This is a genomic window from Streptomyces cupreus, from assembly GCF_014257025.1.
Taxonomy (GTDB): domain Bacteria; phylum Actinomycetota; class Actinomycetes; order Streptomycetales; family Streptomycetaceae; genus Streptomyces; species Streptomyces cupreus.
Genome location: NZ_JACMSF010000025.1, coordinates 23,550 through 43,407, shown reverse-complemented (window position 1 = coordinate 43,407; position 19,858 = coordinate 23,550). Strand labels below are relative to the sequence as shown.

The 19,858-nt window shown below is 68.9% G+C and carries 23 protein-coding genes and 2 pseudogenes; 11 read left to right on the top strand and 14 right to left on the bottom strand.

Features of this window, described 5'->3' with window-relative positions:
- Window positions 1-118 precede the first annotated feature (118 nt).
- Both H4N64_RS22850 and H4N64_RS46795 read left to right on the top strand, forming a co-directional pair.
- A complete protein-coding gene (locus H4N64_RS22850) occupies window positions 119-895 on the top strand; it encodes a LysR substrate-binding domain-containing protein (protein WP_186284277.1) in 777 nt (258 codons plus the stop codon).
- Window positions 896-1,058: 163 nt separating this feature from the next.
- Entirely contained in the window at window positions 1,059-1,211 is a 153-nt protein-coding gene (locus H4N64_RS46795) for a hypothetical protein (protein ID WP_418896282.1), read from the top strand.
- 214 nt (window positions 1,212-1,425) lie between these two features.
- Here H4N64_RS46795 and H4N64_RS45355 read toward each other — a convergent pair whose 3' ends face one another.
- Window positions 1,426-1,656, bottom strand: coding sequence for a nuclear transport factor 2 family protein (locus H4N64_RS45355; RefSeq protein WP_260859891.1), 231 nt, complete (start codon window positions 1,654-1,656; stop codon window positions 1,426-1,428).
- Between the two features lie 242 nt (window positions 1,657-1,898).
- Here H4N64_RS45355 and H4N64_RS22835 point away from each other — a divergent pair, with 242 nt between their 5' ends.
- Both H4N64_RS22835 and H4N64_RS22830 read left to right on the top strand, forming a co-directional pair.
- Window positions 1,899-2,762, top strand: a complete 864-nt coding sequence (locus H4N64_RS22835; protein ID WP_222109282.1) for an SDR family NAD(P)-dependent oxidoreductase — start codon at window positions 1,899-1,901, stop codon at window positions 2,760-2,762.
- Window positions 2,752-3,354, top strand: a complete 603-nt coding sequence (locus H4N64_RS22830) for a TetR family transcriptional regulator (RefSeq protein ID WP_186284274.1) — start codon at window positions 2,752-2,754, stop codon at window positions 3,352-3,354. Before H4N64_RS22835 ends, H4N64_RS22830 begins: the two co-directional genes overlap by 11 nt.
- A 282-nt stretch (window positions 3,355-3,636) precedes the next feature.
- Here the strand turns inward: H4N64_RS22830 and H4N64_RS46790 are convergent, their stop codons facing one another.
- From H4N64_RS46790 to H4N64_RS22815, 5 genes are all read right to left on the bottom strand, one after another.
- Window positions 3,637-3,792 (bottom strand): hypothetical protein, encoded by a 156-nt coding sequence (locus tag H4N64_RS46790; RefSeq protein ID WP_186284273.1) that lies wholly within the window; start codon window positions 3,790-3,792, stop codon window positions 3,637-3,639.
- 482 nt (window positions 3,793-4,274) lie between these two features.
- On the bottom strand, window positions 4,275-4,526 hold the full coding sequence (locus tag H4N64_RS45345) for an NUDIX domain-containing protein (RefSeq protein WP_336246775.1): 252 nt from the start codon (window positions 4,524-4,526) through the stop codon (window positions 4,275-4,277).
- Between the two features lie 3 nt (window positions 4,527-4,529).
- Window positions 4,530-4,727, bottom strand: coding sequence for a hypothetical protein (locus H4N64_RS45340; RefSeq protein WP_260859890.1), 198 nt, complete (start codon window positions 4,725-4,727; stop codon window positions 4,530-4,532).
- A gap of 136 nt (window positions 4,728-4,863) precedes the next feature.
- Window positions 4,864-5,163: an NUDIX domain-containing protein gene (locus H4N64_RS45335; protein WP_260859889.1), complete on the bottom strand. Its 300-nt coding sequence runs from the start codon at window positions 5,161-5,163 to the stop codon at window positions 4,864-4,866.
- A gap of 172 nt (window positions 5,164-5,335) precedes the next feature.
- Window positions 5,336-5,992 (bottom strand): TetR/AcrR family transcriptional regulator, encoded by a 657-nt coding sequence (locus H4N64_RS22815; RefSeq protein ID WP_186284272.1) that lies wholly within the window; start codon window positions 5,990-5,992, stop codon window positions 5,336-5,338.
- Window positions 5,993-6,052: 60 nt separating this feature from the next.
- Between H4N64_RS22815 and H4N64_RS22810 the strand changes: the two genes are divergently transcribed.
- Entirely contained in the window at window positions 6,053-6,544 is a 492-nt protein-coding gene (locus H4N64_RS22810) for a DUF3995 domain-containing protein (protein WP_186284271.1), read from the top strand.
- A 2-nt stretch (window positions 6,545-6,546) separates the two neighbouring features.
- Window positions 6,547-6,945 carry a DUF6463 family protein gene (locus tag H4N64_RS22805; RefSeq protein WP_186284270.1) on the top strand — a complete coding sequence of 133 codons (399 nt, stop codon included), beginning with the start codon at window positions 6,547-6,549 and terminating at the stop codon, window positions 6,943-6,945.
- Between the two features lie 96 nt (window positions 6,946-7,041).
- Here H4N64_RS22805 and H4N64_RS22800 read toward each other — a convergent pair whose 3' ends face one another.
- The 5 genes and pseudogenes from H4N64_RS22800 to H4N64_RS46785 form a co-directional block, all read right to left on the bottom strand.
- Window positions 7,042-8,931, bottom strand: coding sequence for an ATP-binding cassette domain-containing protein (locus H4N64_RS22800; RefSeq protein ID WP_186284269.1), 1,890 nt, complete (start codon window positions 8,929-8,931; stop codon window positions 7,042-7,044).
- 578 nt (window positions 8,932-9,509) lie between these two features.
- A pseudogene (locus H4N64_RS22795) lies at window positions 9,510-10,046 on the bottom strand (cytidylyltransferase domain-containing protein); the annotation flags it as partial.
- 40 nt (window positions 10,047-10,086) lie between these two features.
- Window positions 10,087-10,281: a cytidylyltransferase domain-containing protein gene (locus tag H4N64_RS46410; protein ID WP_336246774.1), complete on the bottom strand. Its 195-nt coding sequence runs from the start codon at window positions 10,279-10,281 to the stop codon at window positions 10,087-10,089.
- A gap of 22 nt (window positions 10,282-10,303) precedes the next feature.
- The gene (locus tag H4N64_RS45325; RefSeq protein WP_260859888.1) at window positions 10,304-10,459 is read right to left on the bottom strand and encodes a hypothetical protein; all 156 of its coding nucleotides are present in this window, start codon (window positions 10,457-10,459) and stop codon (window positions 10,304-10,306) included.
- A 280-nt stretch (window positions 10,460-10,739) separates the two neighbouring features.
- Window positions 10,740-11,414 carry a DUF6431 domain-containing protein gene (locus tag H4N64_RS46785; RefSeq protein WP_418896281.1) on the bottom strand — a complete coding sequence of 225 codons (675 nt, stop codon included), beginning with the start codon at window positions 11,412-11,414 and terminating at the stop codon, window positions 10,740-10,742.
- A gap of 187 nt (window positions 11,415-11,601) precedes the next feature.
- Here H4N64_RS46785 and H4N64_RS22785 point away from each other — a divergent pair, with 187 nt between their 5' ends.
- The 3 genes and pseudogenes from H4N64_RS22785 to H4N64_RS45320 all read left to right on the top strand — a co-directional run.
- Window positions 11,602-11,991: a VMAP-C domain-containing protein gene (locus H4N64_RS22785; RefSeq protein ID WP_186284268.1), complete on the top strand. Its 390-nt coding sequence runs from the start codon at window positions 11,602-11,604 to the stop codon at window positions 11,989-11,991.
- Between the two features lie 349 nt (window positions 11,992-12,340).
- Window positions 12,341-12,487 (top strand): hypothetical protein, encoded by a 147-nt coding sequence (locus H4N64_RS22780; RefSeq protein ID WP_186284267.1) that lies wholly within the window; start codon window positions 12,341-12,343, stop codon window positions 12,485-12,487.
- A gap of 1,309 nt (window positions 12,488-13,796) precedes the next feature.
- A pseudogene (locus tag H4N64_RS45320) lies at window positions 13,797-14,222 on the top strand (transposase); the annotation flags it as partial.
- A 59-nt stretch (window positions 14,223-14,281) separates the two neighbouring features.
- On the opposite strand, the gene H4N64_RS22775 reads toward H4N64_RS45320, so the two are convergent.
- Window positions 14,282-14,476 carry a hypothetical protein gene (locus tag H4N64_RS22775; RefSeq protein ID WP_186284266.1) on the bottom strand — a complete coding sequence of 65 codons (195 nt, stop codon included), beginning with the start codon at window positions 14,474-14,476 and terminating at the stop codon, window positions 14,282-14,284.
- A gap of 694 nt (window positions 14,477-15,170) precedes the next feature.
- Between H4N64_RS22775 and H4N64_RS22770 the strand changes: the two genes are divergently transcribed.
- Both H4N64_RS22770 and H4N64_RS22765 read left to right on the top strand, forming a co-directional pair.
- Window positions 15,171-17,048, top strand: coding sequence for a sialidase family protein (locus H4N64_RS22770; RefSeq protein ID WP_186284265.1), 1,878 nt, complete (start codon window positions 15,171-15,173; stop codon window positions 17,046-17,048).
- A 388-nt stretch (window positions 17,049-17,436) separates the two neighbouring features.
- On the top strand, window positions 17,437-17,775 hold the full coding sequence (locus H4N64_RS22765) for a hypothetical protein (RefSeq protein WP_186284264.1): 339 nt from the start codon (window positions 17,437-17,439) through the stop codon (window positions 17,773-17,775).
- Between the two features lie 163 nt (window positions 17,776-17,938).
- Here H4N64_RS22765 and H4N64_RS45315 read toward each other — a convergent pair whose 3' ends face one another.
- Window positions 17,939-18,292, bottom strand: a complete 354-nt coding sequence (locus H4N64_RS45315) for a DUF6192 family protein (protein ID WP_336246771.1) — start codon at window positions 18,290-18,292, stop codon at window positions 17,939-17,941.
- Window positions 18,293-19,097: 805 nt separating this feature from the next.
- Window positions 19,098-19,856, bottom strand: a complete 759-nt coding sequence (locus H4N64_RS22755; RefSeq protein WP_186284263.1) for a hypothetical protein — start codon at window positions 19,854-19,856, stop codon at window positions 19,098-19,100.
- Window positions 19,857-19,858: the final 2 nt, after the last annotated feature.

The window sequence follows — 19,858 nt, the reverse complement described above, 5'->3', positions numbered from 1 at the left end:
GGCTTCGGGCGGAGACGGCGCGGCATGGTCTCACCAGGGAATCGGCCCGTCCTCGGCCAGAAAGGCGCCCGTCGGGCCGTCCTCACGCCGCTCCGCCGCCGCACGCACCACCCGGCAGGTGAGGCTGACCAACGCCGGTCAGGTGCTGCTCGACCAGGCCCGGATCGCGGTCGACGCGGTGCACGCGGCGGCCCGGCGTGCACGCCGGGCCGGTCAGCCGACACCCCAGCTCGTCGTGGCGGTCAAGCCGGGAGGCGATGCCGGGCTGCTGCGGGAGATCCTCGCCGCCTACCGGGGAACGGGTTCGCATCTGCCGCCGCCTGAAGTCGTCGTCGGCGGCAGCGGAGAGCCGATCGCCATGCTGCGGGACGGCCGTGCCGATGTAGCGCTGCTGCGCAGCCCGTTCGACGGTCAAGGGCTGGATTCCCAGACACTCGTGGTCGAGCCGCGACTGGCAGTTCTCCCCGCCGCGCACCGCCTGGCCGGACGCCGGCGACTGCGGCTGACCGACCTCAAGGGCGAACCGATCCCACGCTGGAAAGGGGCCGCCCCCTCCACCACCGCCTACTACACAGGATGCGACGGAGCGGAAGCAGGCGATGGCCACACAGGCTTGGCGCCGGCCGACACTCCTGAGGGGCCGCTCGTGGCCAGCGTCGAGCAACTCCTGGAGGTGGTCGCGCTGGGCCAGGCGGTGGCGTTCCTGTCACTCTCCACCACCAAGCGGCACCAGCGCCCGGACATCGCATACCGGCCGGTCACCGGCCTCAGTCCCAGCGCGGTCATGGTCGCCTGGCCGGAGACCTCGCGATCCGCAGCCGTTGCCGCCTTCGTCCAAGCCGCCCACGACGTCGCCGCCCACCACCCCGACCACATGACCGCACTGGCCTACTGACCGGGGGTACTTACCCCTCGCCATGACGATCACTGCAGGACCAATTTCAGACAACCACCAGCGCGAAGAAAGGCCAGCACCCCCTCACCCGCCACCGCCATGCGCATGCCGCCTCGTCCCCGCGCTCGACCGCTACGGCCGGTCCCTCAAGGACCTGGTCAACATGGTCGGCGAACTCCGCCGCCGCGAGATCGGCTTCTGCTCTCTGCACGAACGCCTGGACACCGCCACCCCCGGCACCCTCTACAACCACATCCCCGACCTACAGGAACTCCGCGCCTCCGGCCGCGTTCCGAACCAGCTCAGCGCAGACTGACCGCTACCGCCAAAAGCCGGACCGATCCTCCCCGAAGGCCAAGTAGCAGCCGCGTCCTCTGGCGCGTCCCGGGCTCCCTCGTAGTCGACCGCTTCGCTACGTGGGCCTGCCACTCACCGTGCCCCGGCCTCGCACGCCCGTGGACGCGACCGTGCAACCTGCCACGGAGAGGCCGTGCACCACTCCACCCCGACGACTTTCATGTCGGTGTGAGTCAGGAGGCACCCTCGGCGGGCGCAAGCGCGGCCTGCATCGCCACTCCGTCGACGTAGGAGTGCTTCTCCTTCACCGCCCCGTTCTCGACAAGGACGAAGTCCGCGAGGTCGACGTTGACTCCGGCGCCGGACGCCGACGTCCCGGTCACCTTCCACTGGACAACCCAGAAGTCCTCCCCGACGCGAAGCGAGACAAGTTCGAACGTCAGGTCGGGAACATGCTCCAACATGCCGGCCGCCGCCTCACGGATGGCAGCCCGCGCGCGGGGGGCTGACCCGAGTGCAGATGGAACACCGAGTCGACCGTGTGGAGTTCAGCGATCCGATCAGGGTCGCGGGCTTCCCAGCACGCGTGGTAGCGGTCGAACAGGTCGCGGGTGGCAGCGGTCATCGTCTGGTCTCCGGTCCAAGGATGAAGCGATCCAGAATGATTCTCTAGAATCTAGTTATAGAGACCTCTATGGTAGAGCGCATGAGCTCGACACCGACAGCCGTTGTCACGGGCGGCAACCGCGGAATCGGATACGCCGTCGCACAAGAGCTGGTGCGCCAGGGCTACCGGGTCGTCCTCGTCGCGCGCGACCAGCAACGCGGTGAGATGGCCCGCTCGGCCCTCGGGACCCTGGGCGGTTCGGATGTGGCCCTCGCCATCGGGGATCTCTCCGAGCTCTCCGGCATCCGCTCCGCAGCGCAGGCGCTGCTCACCGCCTGCCCTCGTATCGATGTGCTCGTCCACAATGCCGGCATCTGGCCCAGCCGCCTGCTCCGCGGCGAGAACGGTCTTGAGCAGGCATTCGTCACCAACCATCTTGCGCCGTTCGTCCTCAACCACCTCCTGGAGCCTCGACTGGTGTCCTCCCGGGCACGCGTTGTGCAGGTCAGCGCCGGGCTGTACACCAAGGGGCACGTGGACTTGGAGCGCACGCCCACGGGCGCCGATTTCCACCCTCTGCGCACGTACGCGGACACCAAGCTGTGCAACCTGCTGCTGGTTCCCCTGTTCGCGCAACACTGGAGCGAGGCCGGGGTGAGAATCAACGCTGTGCATCCCGGAGTGATCCGCACCGGGCTGGGCGACCGGGTCGGCGTGCCCGGCTACGTACTCAAGGCGATGAAACTGCTGTGGAAGTCGCCGCGAACCGGAGCAGCCCCCGTCGTCCGGCTGGCGCAGGGCGTCACGGATCCCACCGGACGGTACTTCCACATCGACAAGGAGACACCCTTGGCTCCCATGGCGCGCGACGTCGCACTCGCGCAGCAGGTCTGGGCGCAGGCGCTCGACCTGAGCGGCCTGCCACGGACCCCGCCACCGTCCGGAGCGCCCGGTGTCGCCTAAGCAGCAGCGCGGTAAGGAGACCGCCCGGCGCCTGCTCGCCGCCGCTCTGGAGGTCCACGAGCACAAGGGCCCCGAAGGCTTCACGGTGCAGGCCGTGATTGCCACCAGCGGAATCAGCCTGGGCAGCCTCTACCACCACTTCGGCAGCTTCGACGGACTCGCCGCCGCCCTCTACGGCCGCTGCATGGCCGACCTGCTCGACACGCTGATCGCCTCGCTCGAGCGGACCAGGACCGCCCGTACCGGGGTGCATGCGGTGGTCGTCGCCTATCTGCGGTTCGCCGAGGAGCAACCGGCCAAAGCCCGCTTCATCCACGCCTCCGCCTACGCGGGCTTCCTCCCCGCCCACACGACGGCAATCGCAGCGGCCAAGGCGCCCCGCATCGAGCGCCTCCTGTCCTGGCTACGGCCGCATGTCCAAGCCGGACGCGTCGTCGACCTCCCCGACCCGCTCACAGAGATGCTCCTCATCGGTCCCGTCGCAGAAACCGCCCGACGCTGGCTGGCAGGCGACCCCGCCATCGACCTCCGCCACGCTTCCCGAGCCCTGCCGGAACGCATCTGGCAGTCCCTCCGCGGGCCACGAGCGTGACCACTCCAGCCGGGACGCCGTCCTGCGCCGTACCCAGGAGGTGCACAGCGGGTGAGGTCGGTCCCGCGACGGGGGACAGGGTTGGAGGTTGACCACCATGGATCCTTCCAAGTCGGCTGGCCGGTGTGTCAAGTTGACACTCCCTGTGGGTGCGTGTGGCTGCGTAACAGGGCCTGGGGCTGCCGGGGTGCTCCCGCGTCGGGCTGTAGAGGTGTTCGAGGTCTGCGGTGTACACCGCGAGGACGGTCGCCTGGTGGGTGCGGACGTGGTCGGGATGGCCGGTCAGCGGCCGTGGGCGGCGTGGGTGACGACGAGCTGCGGCCGCATGTCGCGGATGTGTCCGACGATCCGTTCCACCACGTCGTCGATCGAGGCGTCGACCAGCCGGGGCCGGTGGGGGCGGACTCGGGGATGCCGGGCGTCGGTGAAGCCGACCATCCTCGGTACCCGGAGCCCAGAACTGCCAGGGCGTCAGCGAGTTCGGCCGCGCGGTGACCGTCGGGCACCCAAGTGGCGGTGACGACAGCGGTGTTCGCGCCGTCGGTAGCGTGCTGTGCGAGGACGCCGCCGGCCAGGAGGGATTCGTTGTCCGGGTGTGCGAAGACCTTGAGAAGGGACGGCGGCGAGGGGGGGCGATGTGCGGTCATGGTGATGGTTTCCTGTTGGATACGGCAGGTTCGTCTCCGGCGTCGCTGGAGGGGGCGTGGCGGGGGGAGTGGTGGGGCTGGAAGGCGATGGGGAAGTGGTGGAGGGGGAGGGATGGGTCCCGTGCCGTCAGGTACTGGGCGCTCGGAACGGACACTGGTCGGGGCAGGGTGTTTCGCGGCCAGAAATGCCAGGCTCCGATGGCCTCTTTGCGCTGCTGCGGGGCGCTGGACCAGCGGGTGACGGGCACGGGCATCGTCACTCGGACGACACGCTCACCCGGTCCAGGAGAGTGTGCCCGGCACCTGCACGTCGGTGAGGTCCACCACGAGACGGGCTGCCTCGGCGAGTTCGCGTGCGGCGGCCTCGGCGAAGGTCTCGCCTGGCTCCGCCGCCCCGCTGGCCGGCTCCCAGATACCTCGCCGGTGACGGCCAGGCAGGAGACCGTCCAGGCCGTGCACGATCACGCCGACACCGAGTGCCGCATTGGGCGGGGGCGGTGCACTGGTGCGGGTACGGCTCGGCACCCGCTATGGGCGGTGAGCCAGGTACAGCCGGTACGACAGGGCGTGGTCCGGCTGCGGGGCGTCGATCGCGGTGACCTGGTCCAGGATGAGGCCGTGCTCGACGAGGAGGTCCTTCCACAGCTCTGGGGTGAGGACCCACATGTGTCCGGGGAGCTCCTCGGTGGTGCCGGGCAGCCGCAGGATCTCGGGCCGTGCGACCACGGCGGCCGAGGGGCCGGCGCCGTGGGAGTTGGTGTGCAGCGCGCTGAAGATGAAACGCCGCCCGGCCGGAGCCCGTTGGCCAGTGCCGGCAGGAGCCGACGCGGGTCCGCGAAGTGCACACCGCTGACCGAGTAGATCAGGTCGTACGGGTCGGCATCGCGCAGGTGGGCAACGGGATGCGGCCCTTCGTTCCGTGTGGGCTGACACTGCCCACGACGGTGAATTCCTCCAGCGGCACGGTCAGGCCGGTCTCCTCCCGCAGCTCCCGCTCGACTGCCTCCCGGCAGGAGGCCACTCCCTCGCGGTCGCCTCCCGGAATGCTCCACGTACCCGGGTCGCAAATGGGTTTGTTCGCGTCGCGCAGGTGCAGCAGGTACATACCCCGGGAGTCGACCACAGCGCGGCCGTCCCGCAGGGGTTTCTCGGCGGTGATCATGAACGGCTCCTCTGTCGGGGTTGTGTAGGGTCCGCCATTCGGTGTGCACTGTTTGCAGGGGAAACATCGAAATCCGGGCTCAATGAGCCAAGGCCAGGTGGCTGATCACGAGCAACCTGTGCCATTGCGGCATCGTCGGTGGTCACGGTCAGTGGAGGCAGATGGGACCGTGTCAGTGCTGACCAGTTTCCGGTTCGCGGGCGGGCGCGGCCATCGGGGACGGTGGCGCGCTTTGCTCCGGCTCCGCCTGGTGCATGGAGGGTCGGGCCAGCCCGGTGATGAGGTGCTCAAGCGCGGCAGTGGCGATGGCGCCGGTGGCGGCGACTTCGGGCACGATGTCGCGGGCGGAGCGGCGCAGTTCGAGCCATCCGAGGAAAGCTGCGTACGTGGCGACTGCCTGACGCCGGGCTGAGGCGGGGGCCAGGCCCAGGTCTGTGTAGAGGTCCGTGAGGTAGGCGATCCGCCGCTCGGTGACCCGGCGCAGGACCGGGGCGACGGCGGGGTGATCGGCGTGGGCGACGATCGCCGGCTCCAGTCCGTTGATGTCTTCCTGCCCCAGCGCGATGGTGAACAGGGCCGTCAGCCGCTGCCGGGGGTCGGTGATATCGCCCAACTCTTCGATCAGCGCCGTGGTGTCGTCCCGTTCCCACGCCTCCAGCGCGGCCTTCAGCAGCGCATCGCGGTCCTTGAAGTGCCAGTAAAAGCTGCCCCGTGTTGCCTCCAGCTCGCCCGCGAGCGCGTTGACCGACACTGCGGCGACTCCGCCGCGTGCCATCGCGCGCAGCGCCGCAGTCGACCAGTCCTGGGGGGTGAGGTGCCGTCTAGCCATGTCCGTACAGTACTGTATGGTCGTTCCATACAGGCCTGTACGGACATGGCTGGGGGCAGTATGAAGCTGACGAAACTCGCTGGTGGGACGGCCGCAGTCGGCCTCGGCGCGGTCGGGGCACTGCACGGGATCTGGACCTTCTCTCCCTGGCCACTGGCCAGCCGAGCCGAGTTCGCCCGTACGGTCGTTGGTGTCGCCGAAGCCGACCTGCCCGCACCGGAGTTGACGGCCGCAGTCGCGGCGGCGCTCGGGGCGGCGTCCTATGTGATCGCGGCCCGGGCCGACTTGGTCCCGCAAGTTCGGCCGCGTCGCCTGGTGCATCAGGGCGCGTGGGGCGTTGCAGGCGTGCTGCTTCTGCGGGGTGCGGCTGGTCTGGTTTCCTCCGCTCTGACCAGTCGGCCGACCGATTTCACCCGCTGGGACCTGGCTCTGTACTCGCCGCTGTGTCTGACGCTTGGCGGGCTGACGGCATACGTCGCCGCCGCCACTCGCCGCCGGGACCGGTGCCGTGCCATCAGCAGAGTCAAGGACCGTACGAGGCGAGGAAGCTGACGATGACCCGGGTGATTCCCCGACTGGTGATGGGACTGACCGCAGTGCACTTCGCGGTCGCCCTGATCGCCTCCAGCACCTTCGATGATGTGGCCCGCGACGGGTTCTGGAACGCCGTCCCCGGAAACCCCCAGCGCGAGTACGAGATGTGGTTCTTCCTCGCAGGGTTCGGCCTCCTCGCCCTGGGCACACTCAGCCAACGTATCGCCCGTGACACCGGCAGGCTCCCGGCACAGCTGGGCTGGTATCTGCTCGCCATCGGCGTGCCGCTGCAGATTCTCTATCCGGTCTCCGGCGCACCCGGACTGATCGTGCTCGGGGTGCTGGCCCTGATCGCGGCCCGGCGGGAACGCGCGGGGGAGAGCCGTCGGACAGCCCCTGTCGACAACTGCCGACCGTAGCCGTTGCTCAGGCAGCCGCGGATTTGCTGATGCACTGCTGACGAACGGCCTTCACTGCTGATGAAGTCGCGGATCCTGCAGGTTGGTAGGGGCAGGTCAGCGGTCCTGGGACAGTTCCAGGAGTTCGGCGAAGGTTCCGCCGGCGTGGATGAGGTCGTCGTAGCTGCCCTGTTCGGTGATCCGGCCGTGTTCCATCACGATGATGTGGTCGGCGATCTTGGTGTTTTCAAGGCGGTGGGTGACCACGATGGTGATGCGGTCGGCGGCGATGGCCTTGATCTGTTCGAAGATGCCGTGTTCACCGCGGGGGTCCATCTGGGAGGTGGGCTCGTCGAGGATGAGCAGACCGGGCTTGCGGTACAGGGCCCTGGAACAGGCGACGCGCTGCCACAGGCCGCCGGAGAGTTCCGATCCGCCGAAGATGTCGCGGGCCAGGAGCGTGTCCAGGCCGGCAGGCAGGTCATCGACGGCCTCGCGCAGGCCGACCGCGTCGACGGCCTCCCACACGGGTGTGTCGTCGTGGGTGCGGGGCTGGCCGAGGGTGATGTTCTCCCTCACGCGCAGGGGCCACTGGGCGAAGATCTGTGGCACCAGGCCGGTGTTCGCCCACACGGTGGCGGGGGCGACCTCGGTAAGGTCCGTGCCGTTCCATGCCACCTTGCCCTTGTCCGGCAGGTAGATGCCGGTGATCAGCCGGGTGAGGGTGGACTTGCCGGAGCCGTTCGCTCCGACGATCGCGAGGATCTCGCCGCGCCGCAGCGTGAGGGACACGCCGTCCACCGCGGGCTTGTCCTTGCCCGGGTACTGATAGACGGCTTCTTCGAGAGTGATTTCCTCGACCGGGCCGGTCACGGTGCGGGGGCCGCGCTGGGGAGCGCGGTCTGCGGCGTCGTCGAGGAAGGACTGCATGTCGCCGAGGTAGAGGCTGGTGTGGAAGACGGCGGCGCCGTTGATGACAACCTGTGACAGGGCGGCGAGCGTCGTCTGTACGGCGACGACGGCAGTGGCGGCGACCGCGAGGTCGATGCGTCCGCTGACGGCGAGCCAGGCCAGCGCTCCCCAGACGGCGACGAGGAAGAAGCCGCCGGCCAGCGAGGACAGCAGGGAGATCCGCAAGGTCCGCGGCGCGGCGGCGAGGGTGCGGCGGTCGCAGCGATCGGACAGGGCGCGGTACCAGTAGGTCAGGTAGTCGGTCATCGAGTTGGCGCGGACTTCGTCGCCGTACTTCGAGGTGGTGGCCCACCAGCGCATCATGCCGCGCACGTTGCGGTCGGCCACGTTGGCGTAGTGGGTCTCGTAGTCCACCCGGGCGGTCAGAACGGCTCCGACGCCGGCCGGGAGCACGGCGAGCAACAGCAGTGGCAGCATCAGTACGTTCAGCACCGACAGCACGCCGCCGGCGGTGATCATGCGGATCAGTGCGGACATGAACCGCTGGGCGTCGGTGACCATCACGTGCGTACGGATCACGCCCATCTCGGCGGCCTCCTGCCGGTCCGAGAAGCCGTCCACGGCATACGCGGCGGCCTCGACCCGGCACACCGCCTCGACCACGGCGCTGTCCGTCTCCGTGGTCAGCCGGGGAGTGATCCGCCGCTCGGCATAAGTGGCTACCGACCCCGCGCCGCGGCTGAGCGCGGCGGCCAGGGCCACCACCATCAGCGCGGGCAGGGCGCTGCGCAGCCGGTCGGCGACGGCGTCCTCGGAGAGGATCGGTTCCATGGCCTCGGCCGTCGCGGTCAGCAGGACGGCGGCCGAGACACCGGTGATCACCTGGCAACCCAGCAGGAGCTGCACCGCACGCCGGTCGGTCCGCCACGACAGCCGGGCGATCCTGCGCAGCACCTTGGGGATCTGCGCGCACATCCGCCGGAAGGACACCTCGGCGAGCGGATTGACGGAATACTGCCCGCTGTAGGTGATCTCCGCCGGCGGTGGAAACGGCGGCGCGGTGTCCTGCTGCTCGTGAGTTTCGGCCGAGGTCAACGTGGCTCCCCCTTCGTCGCGGCTGGGTCATGAGGTTTAACGACCCCGCCAGGATTTCGAACACCCGTGTTTCGGACGGACTTCGAACCTTGCGGTAGAGCGTGCGGCGGAGCATGTGCGATGCACCGACCCTTGCCGCACAAAGGGCCAGGCTCTGAACCGCGGTGGCCAAAACGCCGAGGGTGCCGCTGCTCCGGCGGGTGGGCCCTCCGACTCGTGACGGTGGTGGCTTCGGTCAACGGCTGCGTCAGACAGTCCGGGAGACAGAGCGTTGAGGATCTCCGCCAGGACGCCGCCGCCGAGCCGAGCACGCACGATGTGGTGCTCTGACAGGGACCCGTGCACCTCGACCACGTCGATGCTGAGCACGGCCGGAAGCAGCTTCCCTGTCGCGTACAAAGACCCCGGGGTGCACCAAGCTGGTGCGGCAGAAGGGGTGGCGGTGCCGGTGGTAGGGGACGTGGAACCGGTCCGCTTTGAGCGGACGGTCGAGCACCGTATGCCGGACGGACGCGACGGCCGGCACCGGGTCGGCAGGACGTTGGGCGCGGCGGATCTCTGCACCGGAACCGGACCGGTCACCGGATCGGTTGAGAAGGAACAAGCGAGGCGGCCCTCGCGAGGTCTTCTGGTGTGTCGATCGCCATTCCCTCGTCCTCGACGGCGAGCATCCGTATGTCGTGACCGTGTTCGACGAAGCGCAGCATCTCCACGCCTTCGGCTGGCTCGAGCGGCCCCTGCGGGAGGTGCCGGAAAAGGCTGAGGGCCGTTCCCGTGAAGCCGTAGAGCCCGAGCTGCCGCCGGTAGCTCGGCCTGTCTCCTCGCGGATGGGGGATCGGCTGCCGGGAGAACATCAGGGCGTTGTGCTGTGTATCGACGACGACCTTGACGACGTTGTGGTCCAGGACGGCACCGAGGTCATCCAGCTCCGTGTAGGCGTTCACCGCGAGCGTTCCGGGTGCCAGCTGCTCCAGAGCTTCGCAGACGGCGTCGATCGCGGCGGGCGAGAGGAACGGCTCGTCGCCCTGGACGTTGATGGACACGTCGGCGGGCAGGCGCTCCGCGCACTGCGCGACGCGATCGGTGCCGGTGAGGTGTTCTCCGGTGCGCAGGCACTTGATGCCCAGTTCGTGGCATGCCTCCTCGATGCGTTCGTCATCGGTGGCGACGATCCATGCTGTCGAGGCGCTTCGCCTCCAGCCAGCGCTGATGGACGTGCCACAGCAGCGGCTTGCCCCCGAGCTGCGCCAGGGGCTTGCCCGGAAATCGGGAGGATCCCCAGCGGCAGGGGATGACGGCAATGTGGTGGCGGGGTGCTGTGCTTGACGGTGAGGCTGTGGTGGCGGCCACGGCGGACTCCCGTCACTGTGTGTCAGGAATGAATAGGGCGGCGGAGGAGGGCCAGCTTGGCGCGGACGGTGGGCGAGGCGGCGTCCCCGAAGGATCGCCACTCGAAGCCGCTGACCTCTTCGGTCTGGAGCGTCACCGCGTGTTGGGCCCGCTGCAGGAAGGACCAGCGGAGGTCCACGTGCGCCCGGGAGGGGGACGACGGCGTCGTGAGGGATGCCGGTTTCCTCGAACAGCTCGCGCAGGGCGGCACGGGGAAGGTTCTGGTCGCCCGGTTCGTTGTGGCCGCCGGGCGCGAGGGCCTTGCCCGTTGTGTTCGTGCCGGATGTGCGGCACCCGGCTGCTGCTGTCGATGACGATGGCGCTGCGGGTCACGTGCGCGGGAAGGTCTTGCGGTTGGTCGGGTCGTCGTCGCCGGTGAGAGCGTCGAAGAGCGCAGCCAGGGCATCGCGCCCGGATGGCTAGCGGGTGAGGTACGCCGCGCCGATGGCGCGGATGTGGTCGGGGGACGGCCGCATGGGGTCACCTGTCGAGCGAGTCGAACCAGATCCTGGCTTGGCCTGGCGATCGGGTGCGGGCATGTCGTGGAGGGCCGGGCTGGAAGCGGCCCTGGCTGAGAGCCGCCGTGGCGGCGCGCAGCCACCGTCACCGACCATCCACCGCCGGAGCGCTGACGGACCACCTCGTACACCTGGCGCCATCTCGGCACGTCCGGGGCGAAGTCGATCACCGGGACAAGCCAGCCTCCGCGTTTCGCTTCGAGTTCCCTCGGCCTGGCATAGATGGGCGGCGACCTGGCGTTGCCCCGGGCCCGGGGCTGCTGTCTCCGGCCCGGCTCCGATCACCTCGGCAGCGTCCGTCCGCCGCGGCCACAGCATCTTCGGCAGCAGCATGTGGGTGATCTGACAGCCTGTGCAGTGTGAACGGCGAGGACGTACGAACAGCCGGGCCCCGGAGATCATCGCGGATCTCCGGCGGTGTCCCCGTGGCGCGAGCACGGCCCCGCAGGCAGGAGACGTCAGCTTTCCGGCCCGCAGCTGGCGTTCCTTCCGCCCGGACGACGTCGGTGTCGACGATGAGCACTCGGTACCTCCACTTCGTGCGCTCCGTGTCGTGCGCTCCGTGTCGTCGTGCACGAAGCAAGATCGGACTGCCCGTCAGGATCGATACTCATGTCCGCCGTGACTGTCGCCGATCCACGGCTTCGTGCTCACGCAGAGAGCTGTCTGACAGTCAGGGGCCAGCTCGACCCGGAAGCCCTGCGTGTGGCTCACCAGGTCAGCTACCGGCCGCCCCTGACAATGCCCCTGTGGTTGAGGCTGGTTGAGAAGCCCAGGGGATCGGCTCGGAGCAGGCGCGCGGCCGCTCCTGCGCTCGCTGGCCGAGCTGCGCACCAGGCGGATGCGGGGAGGTCGGGAGAAGTGGTCCGATCTGCGGCAGCCGGCGATCCTTGGATTCGTCCTGCCTTGGGAGCTGCTGGACGAGCCGGTCGAGTGGTGGTCGAAGGAGTCCGACTCGACCTCCCCGATCCCGCTGGTCCTGGACTGTCCGGTGGTGGTGCGCAGACTGGAGCGCCTGCAGCGGGCCGCCTGGCACCGGCTCTGGCGCAACAGGTGGCGCCGGCTGCGGGGGCGCTCGGCGGACAGCCATCCGCACTGGAGCCGTCCGGGGGAGGACAGGGCGTGCTTCTTCCCTCTGGAGTGTGAGCTTTAAGGAAGGCCTCCATGCGGTGTTCCTGGTGCTCAGCGTGCGATGCCCTCATATCCCGCGGGTCTTCGACTCACCCGCAGGGTGGCGACAAGGCTGTTGAGCCAGAAAAAGAGCGGCCCTGGTACCACGGCTTCGTGGCTTGTGTCCGTGTTGCAACGCACCGCGACCGCTGCCAGTCTTGGCACGTCCTCCCCTCAACTAGCAAATAGGCGTGGGCTCGTAGGGCCGGGGAGTCACAACCCCGGCTCAGGGGATGTTCCTTCGTGGCGTCCGCCTCGTACTTCACCGACCGGTTGGTGAAGGTCCGGCAAGCAGGTCCTGCCGGGCTTCCTCGGATACCACGGAGGTCCATATGGAAGGACAGACGACCGCTGGGGACGGTGACCAGGATGCCGCCGAGCGGCGCCGGGAACGGCGTCGGCTCATCCGGCAGCTCTTGATCGACTGGTCGCCGGTGCTGGCGGGCGTCGTCAACCTCGTGGTGCAGCACTTCTCCTGACAGGAGAGGCGTGAGCGGGTCGTAGCGGCGGGCAAGCAGTGAGCCCGGCCGAATAGCGAACGACCGGGCTCACTGGCTGTGTCGCGGATGGAGGGCCCTGGAACCGGGGGGTAGCGTCCCCCGGGGACGGGGCCCTCTGCGCGTCAAGTTCTACGCGTCATTCCGCGGTTCGATCGTACGGGACATGGCGCCCCGTTCTACAGCTTGCCTTTCAGACGACGTCCCTGTCCTTGAAGTTGTCCCTCATGGTCAGAGACCTGCCGGTCCACCGGCCCGGTCCGGGGCCTGATCACGAATACGTTCTTGCCGACCGAGTATGACGTGCTTGCCTCGCTGTCGGCCACGCAGCTGTCCCAGCCCCCATCCCATCTCAGCGTCCCTCCGATGGGCGTTGGCGAATCGACAGATATCTTGAGGTCTGGTGCTCGTCCCGAAGTGGACCGGTCCCGACCGTGCGTGTCGTCCTCACGGGCCCGGGAGTTGAGGGCGCGCGGCCGACCTGGCCTTCACGTTCGGCCCCAACATCCGCCAGGCGTTATTGGCGCGTCCCGTCGCAGGAACACTGCCCGGGCGCTGCACGACGTACGCGCACGGCTCGCGGACGTCCAGGGGGGTACCGAGCGGTCCTGCTCGGCGCGGACGAGCTGTTCGAGACGGCCGACGTGCCCTCCGTGCCCCGGTTCACCGTGGCGTCCCTGCGGGTCGGACTGGCGGCGCCGAGGCCAACATCGCGGGGCCTTGGGTGCGCGAGGCGCTGCGGGAGGGGTGGCCGTACTCGCGCTGGCTGCTGATCTTCGACCATGCGGACAGTCCGGAGCGTGTCCAGGACTGCTTCTCCACACGTGGAAGCGGCACCATCCTTGTCACCTCCCGCAGCCGGCGCTGGAGTGTGGTGGGCCACTCGCTCGAGGTCGACGTCTTCACCCGGGAGGAGAGCAAGGAACTGCTGCGTCGCTCGGGCCCCTCCGGGGACGTCCTCGACGACTCCGAGGCGGACCGCCTCGCCGACGCCCTCGGTGTCCTCCCGCTGGCTCTGCTGCAGGTCGCCGCCTGGCGCGCGGAGACCGGCATGCCCTGTCGGAGTACCTGTGCCTGCTCGAACACAAGCGCAACGAACTCCTCGATGTCTCCCCACCCCGGACGACCAGCTTCAGGCCGCGGCCGCGTGGAACGTCTGTCTCGACCACCTGGAGACACGCATCCTCACCGCGCTGCGACTGCTTCGGATGCGTTCCTGCTTCGCGCCGGACCCCATCTCCCGCTCTATGGTCACTGCTTGTGCCCGATCGGGCCTTTTTGAAGGGTACGGGGTTGTTACTCCATGGGCGACGACCGTCTGTGGGGCGTCAGCCGTCGCCGCAGGGGCGCCAACACCCTCGGGGCGCTGAAGTCGATTCGCGCCGCCCGGCCCGACGGCGCCCCGGTCTGCGTCATCTTGGACGACCTCTGCGCCCGCACCGGTGCGGACATCCGCCGCTGGGCGGAGAAGAACAAGGTCGAGCTGTGCTTCCCCCGACCTGCGCCTCCTGGGCCAACCCGGTCGAGGCGTACGTCGGCCCGCTGCGGCAGTTCACCCTGGCCGATTCCCCTCCACCGCAGTCATCCCGCGCAGACCCGGGACCTGCACCGCTGCCTGCGCTGGCGCAACGCCAGCGCCCGCCACCTCGACGTGCTCGCCGCCCAGGGCAAGGAACGTGCCCGCATCCGCAGCGGGTGGGGTATCCGTTGGGGTGGGTGCCTTTGGCGGCTTGGCCGGTCGGGCTGTGTGTGGCCGCGTGGTTTTGCTGTGGCCGTTCAGTTGTGTGGGCTTGCTGCTGCGGGGTCTGGCTGCTGCGGTTCCGCTGACCTTCCTGGTACCAGGACGGCGAGGGTGCTGCGTGCTTCACGCCGCAGCGTGGGGCGTGGAGCGAAGGTCGCGGTCAGGGCGAGGATGGAGACCGTGCCGCCGTAGAACACGGCAGCAATCGTGGAGAGGAGCCCGATTGTCATCGGGCACGCACCTTTCTTCCCCCGTTCGGCCCGCCCGGCTCACGGCCCGGGGCGGGCGTTGATGCGTTTCCCTATCCACCATACGTGTGCCGTCAACTCCCCCTGCGTTCACGCTCATCGCTGCCGGAGAGCCGCCCGTGGCTGCGGCCGGTGCCGGTTCCCGCTGTCCGCTGTGCAGCCTGTGCCGCAGCCTGGCCAGCCTGGCGAGGCTTGGTGGTTGCGGTACTGACCGGTTCCGCACTGTCTGGCGGTGATGGCATGTCCCGGTGTTGCGGGGGCTGTTCGCGCCCGTTACATGGCGTGCAGCAGTGTGTTCTGCTGGTTTTCGGGGGCCGCACGGCCGACGGGGTGCTGCGGACATGTTGTCCGGTGCCGGGGTGCTGGGGGTGTGGTGTTCCGGTCTCGCGCCGGCGTGCGGCACCCCCGCGTCCCGTCCTCTGCCGGCCGGCGCCGGACTGTGCCGGGCGGAGGGTCACGCTGGAGCAGTGTGTTCGCGGGCGGCGGGTGACGGTTTCGGGGGGTGTCCGTTCATGATCGGCGCGGCGCAGGCGTGCCCGGCAGGGGGATGTCCCTGGGGTTGGTCGCGTGGTGCGCCATGTTCCTTCTGTGGCGTGTCTCTGACGTCAAATTCTGCCCGTCGTGCATAGGTTGGGCGTGGTTTGTCGGGATGAACGGTCACATCGAAGGGTCTTGTATGCGGTCGGGGCTTCGCGCACGTCTGGGGGCCGGTCTCGCTGCGGGCGTCGTCATGGCGGCCGCGGCGGCGTTCGCGGGCCCTGCCGGCGCCCAGCCCGCCAAGGCGGCACCCTTGTTCGAGCAGCGGGTCATCTTCAAGGTGTCCCAGGATCCGGGGTATGCGTGCTTCCGGATCCCGGCGGTCGTGCAGAGCGGCCAGGGCACGCTCCTGGCGTTCGCCGAGGGCCGTCATCGCACCTGCGGGGATGCGGGGGACATCGACATCGTGCTGAAACGCTCGATGGACGGCGGCCGTACCTGGGGGCCGCTGCGGGTCGTCAGCGACGGTGCCGGTGACACCCACGGCAACCCCGCCCCGGTCGTGGACCGGGCAACCGGCCGGATCCTGCTGGCGCAGACACACAACCCGGCCAGTGCGGACGGCTCGAGCTGCGCTGTGCCGTGTGAGCGCAGCCCTCATCTGCAGTACAGCGACGACGACGGCCGCACCTGGTCCCGGCCGCGTGACCTGAGCGCGCAGATCATGCCCCCGAACTGGAACTCCTGGTACGCCACCGGCCCCGTCCACGGGATCCAGCTCACCCGCGGCAGCCACCGCGGTCGGCTGGTCCTCGGCGTCAACGCCGAGACCTGGAACGGCAGCCGGGTCACCGCCAATCACGCAGCCCTCATCGTCAGCGACGACCGCGGCACCACCTGGCGAAGGGGCGCCACCGACTCCTGGCCCGTCGCCGCCGACGGCACCTTCCGCCAGAAGCCGTCCGAACTCACCCTCACCGAGCGCACCGACGGTGCCGTCCTGGTCAGCGGTCGCGATGAGGACGGCACCGATCTCGGCCACCGCACCCAGACCGTCAGCCTGGACGGCGGAGCCAGCTTCGCCACCCGGTTCCGGGCCCTTGCCGACTTCTACGCGCCGCAGGTTCAGGGCTCGGCGCTGCAGCTGGGCGGCCGCATCCTGCTGTCCTGCCCCGGCGATCCGGACCGCCGCCGGGCCATGATGATCCGCTCCTCCTATGACGGCGGCAGCACCTGGGAGAGCGTGGACCGCGGCACCTTCGTGACCCAGGACTGGTCGGGCTACTCCGACATGGTGCACATCGGTGGTGACGTGGTGGGACTGATGTATGAGGGCGGCACCGTCGACGCCCGCGACGAGATCCGCTTCGCCCGCTTCAACGAGGAATGGCTCACACCGCGCCGCGGCCCCGACCCGGCCACGGCCGACCACGCCCCGTCCGCCCAGCGCGCGAGCGTACTGGGCGGGGCCTCGACCACAGCCGGCGTGTTCGGTGGCGCCCTGGCCTTCGACGGCGCCGACGACGCGGTGCGCCTGCCGTTCCGCCCCCCACTCGCGCTCGGCACCCAGAACTTCACCGCTTCCCTGTGGTTCCGCTATACCAGTCGGGCAGGTGAGCAGCCGCTGCTGTGGATGGGCGGCGTCGGCGGCAGCCAGCCCCAGTTCTGGCTGCGCGGCGAACCGGCGAGCAACCGGGTGCGCGGTGTGATGACGGTGCGCAGCGGCGCGACGATCGTACGGTCGGCTTCCGTCAGCACCACCTCCGCGCACAATGACGGCCGCTGGCACCACCTCGCCCTGCGCCGCGGTGGCGGGCGGCTCACCCTGTTCCTCGACGGCAGGCGCTTCAGCACAGCGGACGTGTCCGGATCGGTCAGCCGCAACTCGCCGTTCGGGGTGCACATCGGCCAGCGCATGGACAGCCGGGCCTTCTTCACCGGCGGCATTGATGAGGTCCGCGTCTGGAACCGGGCCCTGACCGACGCCGAACTCACCCGCCTACGCCAGACGAACACTGGCCCGTCCTCGAACACCACACTGTGGCTGCCGATGAACCAGGTGACCCCAGGCGGCTGACATCCCGGAGCCTGCGCGCAGACTTCCGCTTACGCGCGTATCCACAAGTGCTGTGTGTCAAGGGAGTCGGGTGCGGCTCTTCTACCCCGGCTCAATGCTTCTCCTCACAAGTAGCCGCACCCGCCGGAGAACGTCGTCGTGGCCCTGGTCCATGCGATCGGCGGGCTTGCGGTCAGACTGCGGGACCGGGTCCTGGCCGTATGGCATGGGCGGCGTCGGCAACGTCTGCCGTGCCTGCCGCAACCTGGAGATCGTCGCGGACGACGAGGCCGCCGTGGGCCAGGACCCGCCTGCCGGCCGGACACTCAGCGGGCCGCGGAACCACCCTTGCTGCGCAACCTTCTGAGGTATCCCCGAGCCGTGACGGTGCAGGCAGTACCGTGCCGAAGTGGCCGACTATTCGGGGTTCATCAGGCAGCAGGTCGCCTCTCGCCCCTACCGGCCAGGCGGGCAGGTGGAGACCACACAGGCTCCCGCGGTCTGGACGCTGGCGCACCGCGGCTACAGCGGCGGCGGGCGGTTGGACGTGTGGGTGTATGCCACGAAGCGGGAGGCCCTGCGCGAGGGCGCGGCACTCGCCCTGGCCTGCGGCCTGGACGAGCACGAGAGGGCCTGCGAGGACTTCGAGGCCAGCCGATACCAGAAGGTCATGGACCGCTATGAAGAAACCTCCCCTGACGCCCATCTGCTGCGCGTGCAGATGGCGTTCCTCCAGTTCCCCGACTGATGCCGTCACGGAAGAGCCCCGGGCCTGGAGACGGGCCAGTCCACCAACTTGCACTGATCTCCCACGGCCCCACGGCGAGCACTCGATGCCAGCGGGTGGACGTCACCGGTCGGGCAGTTTGCGGCGGAGACTGTCCATCGACTCCTTGACGTCTTCGAGCTGGTCACCGAGCACGCGCATGCACCACTGCATGAACTCCATCCGCGCAGCGACTGCCATCGACCCGAACGTCTGCGCCAGCTCCGCCGCGCCTGGGTGACCCTCCTGAGCCTTCGGTGGCAAGGTCGTGGATGGCCTCCACCTTCTCCTGGACGCTCTCCGGGGAGTCGACCTTCCATCCCACCACGCGCTTCGCGCTGTCGTGCGTCCACCTCGGTTCTCCGCCGCGCGGGTTGGGCGGGGGGTTGTTGACCGCCTCGAATCTCTCCTGCTCATCGGGGATGCTGGCAAGGATCTTGTGGATGGTGTGCGAGACGTCCGCCCGCCGGCGTTCTTCGGCCAACGCGAGGACACCCACCGGTAGTCGCGGACAGTGGAGTACGACAGGCCGATGTCCTCGGCGAACAGCCGGATTGCCTCGTTGACGGTGAACAGGTCGTCCTTCCCGCACGGATTCGCACCCCCATACGAGCGCATCGGCTCGATCTCCAGGGCCGCATCGCCGATCCGCCACTGGGCGCCGCTCATCGTGGCGACCCAGTCCCGTCCCAGCTTGACCAGCTCGTCGTAGCGTTCCCGGGTCACACTGCCGATCATCTCGGGCATCCCGACACCACCCTCACGGGCCCGGGTGCGGCACCCTGCCCATGCCGCCAAGTCGCCCTGGCGGCCCGTCACTTCGCACCATCCGACCGCCTTGCGCCGCCGGAAAGGGTGTGCGTCCCGGTGCGGAGAGGCGCGTTATGTCAGCCGGATGCGCGGTCTCACACGCCGCCCGGCTGCGTGCGCCGCTTGTGCCAGGCCCGTTTGCGACAGCGGGGAGAGCAGTACGTTGCCGAGGCAGGGCGCTCGACCCCAACCGTCCAGGGCCGCCCGCACTCCGGGTAGCTGGCCGTCACGCCAGCCTTCACCGCCTCGGTCCTCGCCCGCGCCCGCCGCATCCGCCGCCAGTGCCGCGACCGGCAAACGGACGAACAGAACAGGGCCGTCACCTTCGCCGACGGCATCAGCGGACCACCGCACCCACGGCACAACCGCGGCCCGGAGTCGTGACCTCTGACCACGACCAGCCGTAGCCGAGGCCCTCCGTCCCTGCCCATGCCGTCACCGTAGGAGCGAGGACGCCTCGCTCCAACCACCATCCGGGCATGAGGCGTGACCTGTCAGGCCTTCAGGAGGTCCTCCCACTGACCAAGCAATGCACTGAACGCGAGCCCCTGGAAGAAATCTGCACGAGCCTTGTCCGTCCTCATCTCTTCGGTATCCTTCCGCTCTTCCCCCATGTCGAAATTGCGGACTGCATCACCCATGAGACTGGTGGTCATTCCGATAACAGCCGTGGGCATGAAACAGACGAGGGCAAAACCGGCCAGAAACCGGGTGGCCCCGGACACCCAGTCCTCCCTGTCCGCCATCACCCTTCGCACGGCATCCATAGCGGCAGCATCAATCCCCCCGAACTCAGCCGTGAGCCCGACTGTCGCCGCATCCCAGGGAAGATCAGGGATTTTTCGCTGCTGGTCTCCTCGTGTCGGACAAACAGCAGCGATTGCAACCTGCTCACCCTGTTCCTCGACAGGGTAGAACTTGATCGCGAGATGCTTGACGCGCTCATTGGCTTCCGCGCAGGTCACCGGAACCGGCTCCTTGGCGAGCTCCCGGAGCGCACTGCGCACAACGCTTCGCTCGTTGACGAGAGGCGGGACGTCGTAAGCCAGATCTGTAGTTCGATCTGTCACACGGGCCATCTTCACGATGCTCCCCACATCCGCCTTTTCTGAGTACTTGTCTGACAGAGTGCTCCCAACGCTCTTTTCATATATGACCTTGGGAAGCTCGCTGATGTCCCGAGACTCTCTCCGCAACTCCCCTTCCCCAGAAGAGCCCCGGCGTCCCTCACGCGGCGTTCCTGTTTCCCTCATGT

Coding starts and splice junctions, on each gene's coding strand:
- H4N64_RS46795 (WP_418896282.1), top strand. CDS start 1,059: ATGGTCGGCGAACTCCGCCGCCGCGAGATCGGCTTCTGCTCTCTGCAC.
- H4N64_RS45355 (WP_260859891.1), bottom strand. CDS start 1,656: ATGTTGGAGCATGTTCCCGACCTGACGTTCGAACTTGTCTCGCTTCGC.
- H4N64_RS22835 (WP_222109282.1), top strand. CDS start 1,899: ATGAGCTCGACACCGACAGCCGTTGTCACGGGCGGCAACCGCGGAATC.
- H4N64_RS46790 (WP_186284273.1), bottom strand. CDS start 3,792: ATGGTCGGCTTCACCGACGCCCGGCATCCCCGAGTCCGCCCCCACCGG.
- H4N64_RS45335 (WP_260859889.1), bottom strand. CDS start 5,163: ATGATCACCGCCGAGAAACCCCTGCGGGACGGCCGCGCTGTGGTCGAC.
- H4N64_RS22815 (WP_186284272.1), bottom strand. CDS start 5,992: ATGGCTAGACGGCACCTCACCCCCCAGGACTGGTCGACTGCGGCGCTG.
- H4N64_RS22810 (WP_186284271.1), top strand. CDS start 6,053: ATGAAGCTGACGAAACTCGCTGGTGGGACGGCCGCAGTCGGCCTCGGC.
- H4N64_RS22805 (WP_186284270.1), top strand. CDS start 6,547: ATGACCCGGGTGATTCCCCGACTGGTGATGGGACTGACCGCAGTGCAC.
- H4N64_RS22780 (WP_186284267.1), top strand. CDS start 12,341: ATGGAAGGACAGACGACCGCTGGGGACGGTGACCAGGATGCCGCCGAG.
- H4N64_RS22775 (WP_186284266.1), bottom strand. CDS start 14,476: ATGACAATCGGGCTCCTCTCCACGATTGCTGCCGTGTTCTACGGCGGC.
- H4N64_RS22770 (WP_186284265.1), top strand. CDS start 15,171: ATGCGGTCGGGGCTTCGCGCACGTCTGGGGGCCGGTCTCGCTGCGGGC.
- H4N64_RS22755 (WP_186284263.1), bottom strand. CDS start 19,856: ATGAGGGAAACAGGAACGCCGCGTGAGGGACGCCGGGGCTCTTCTGGG.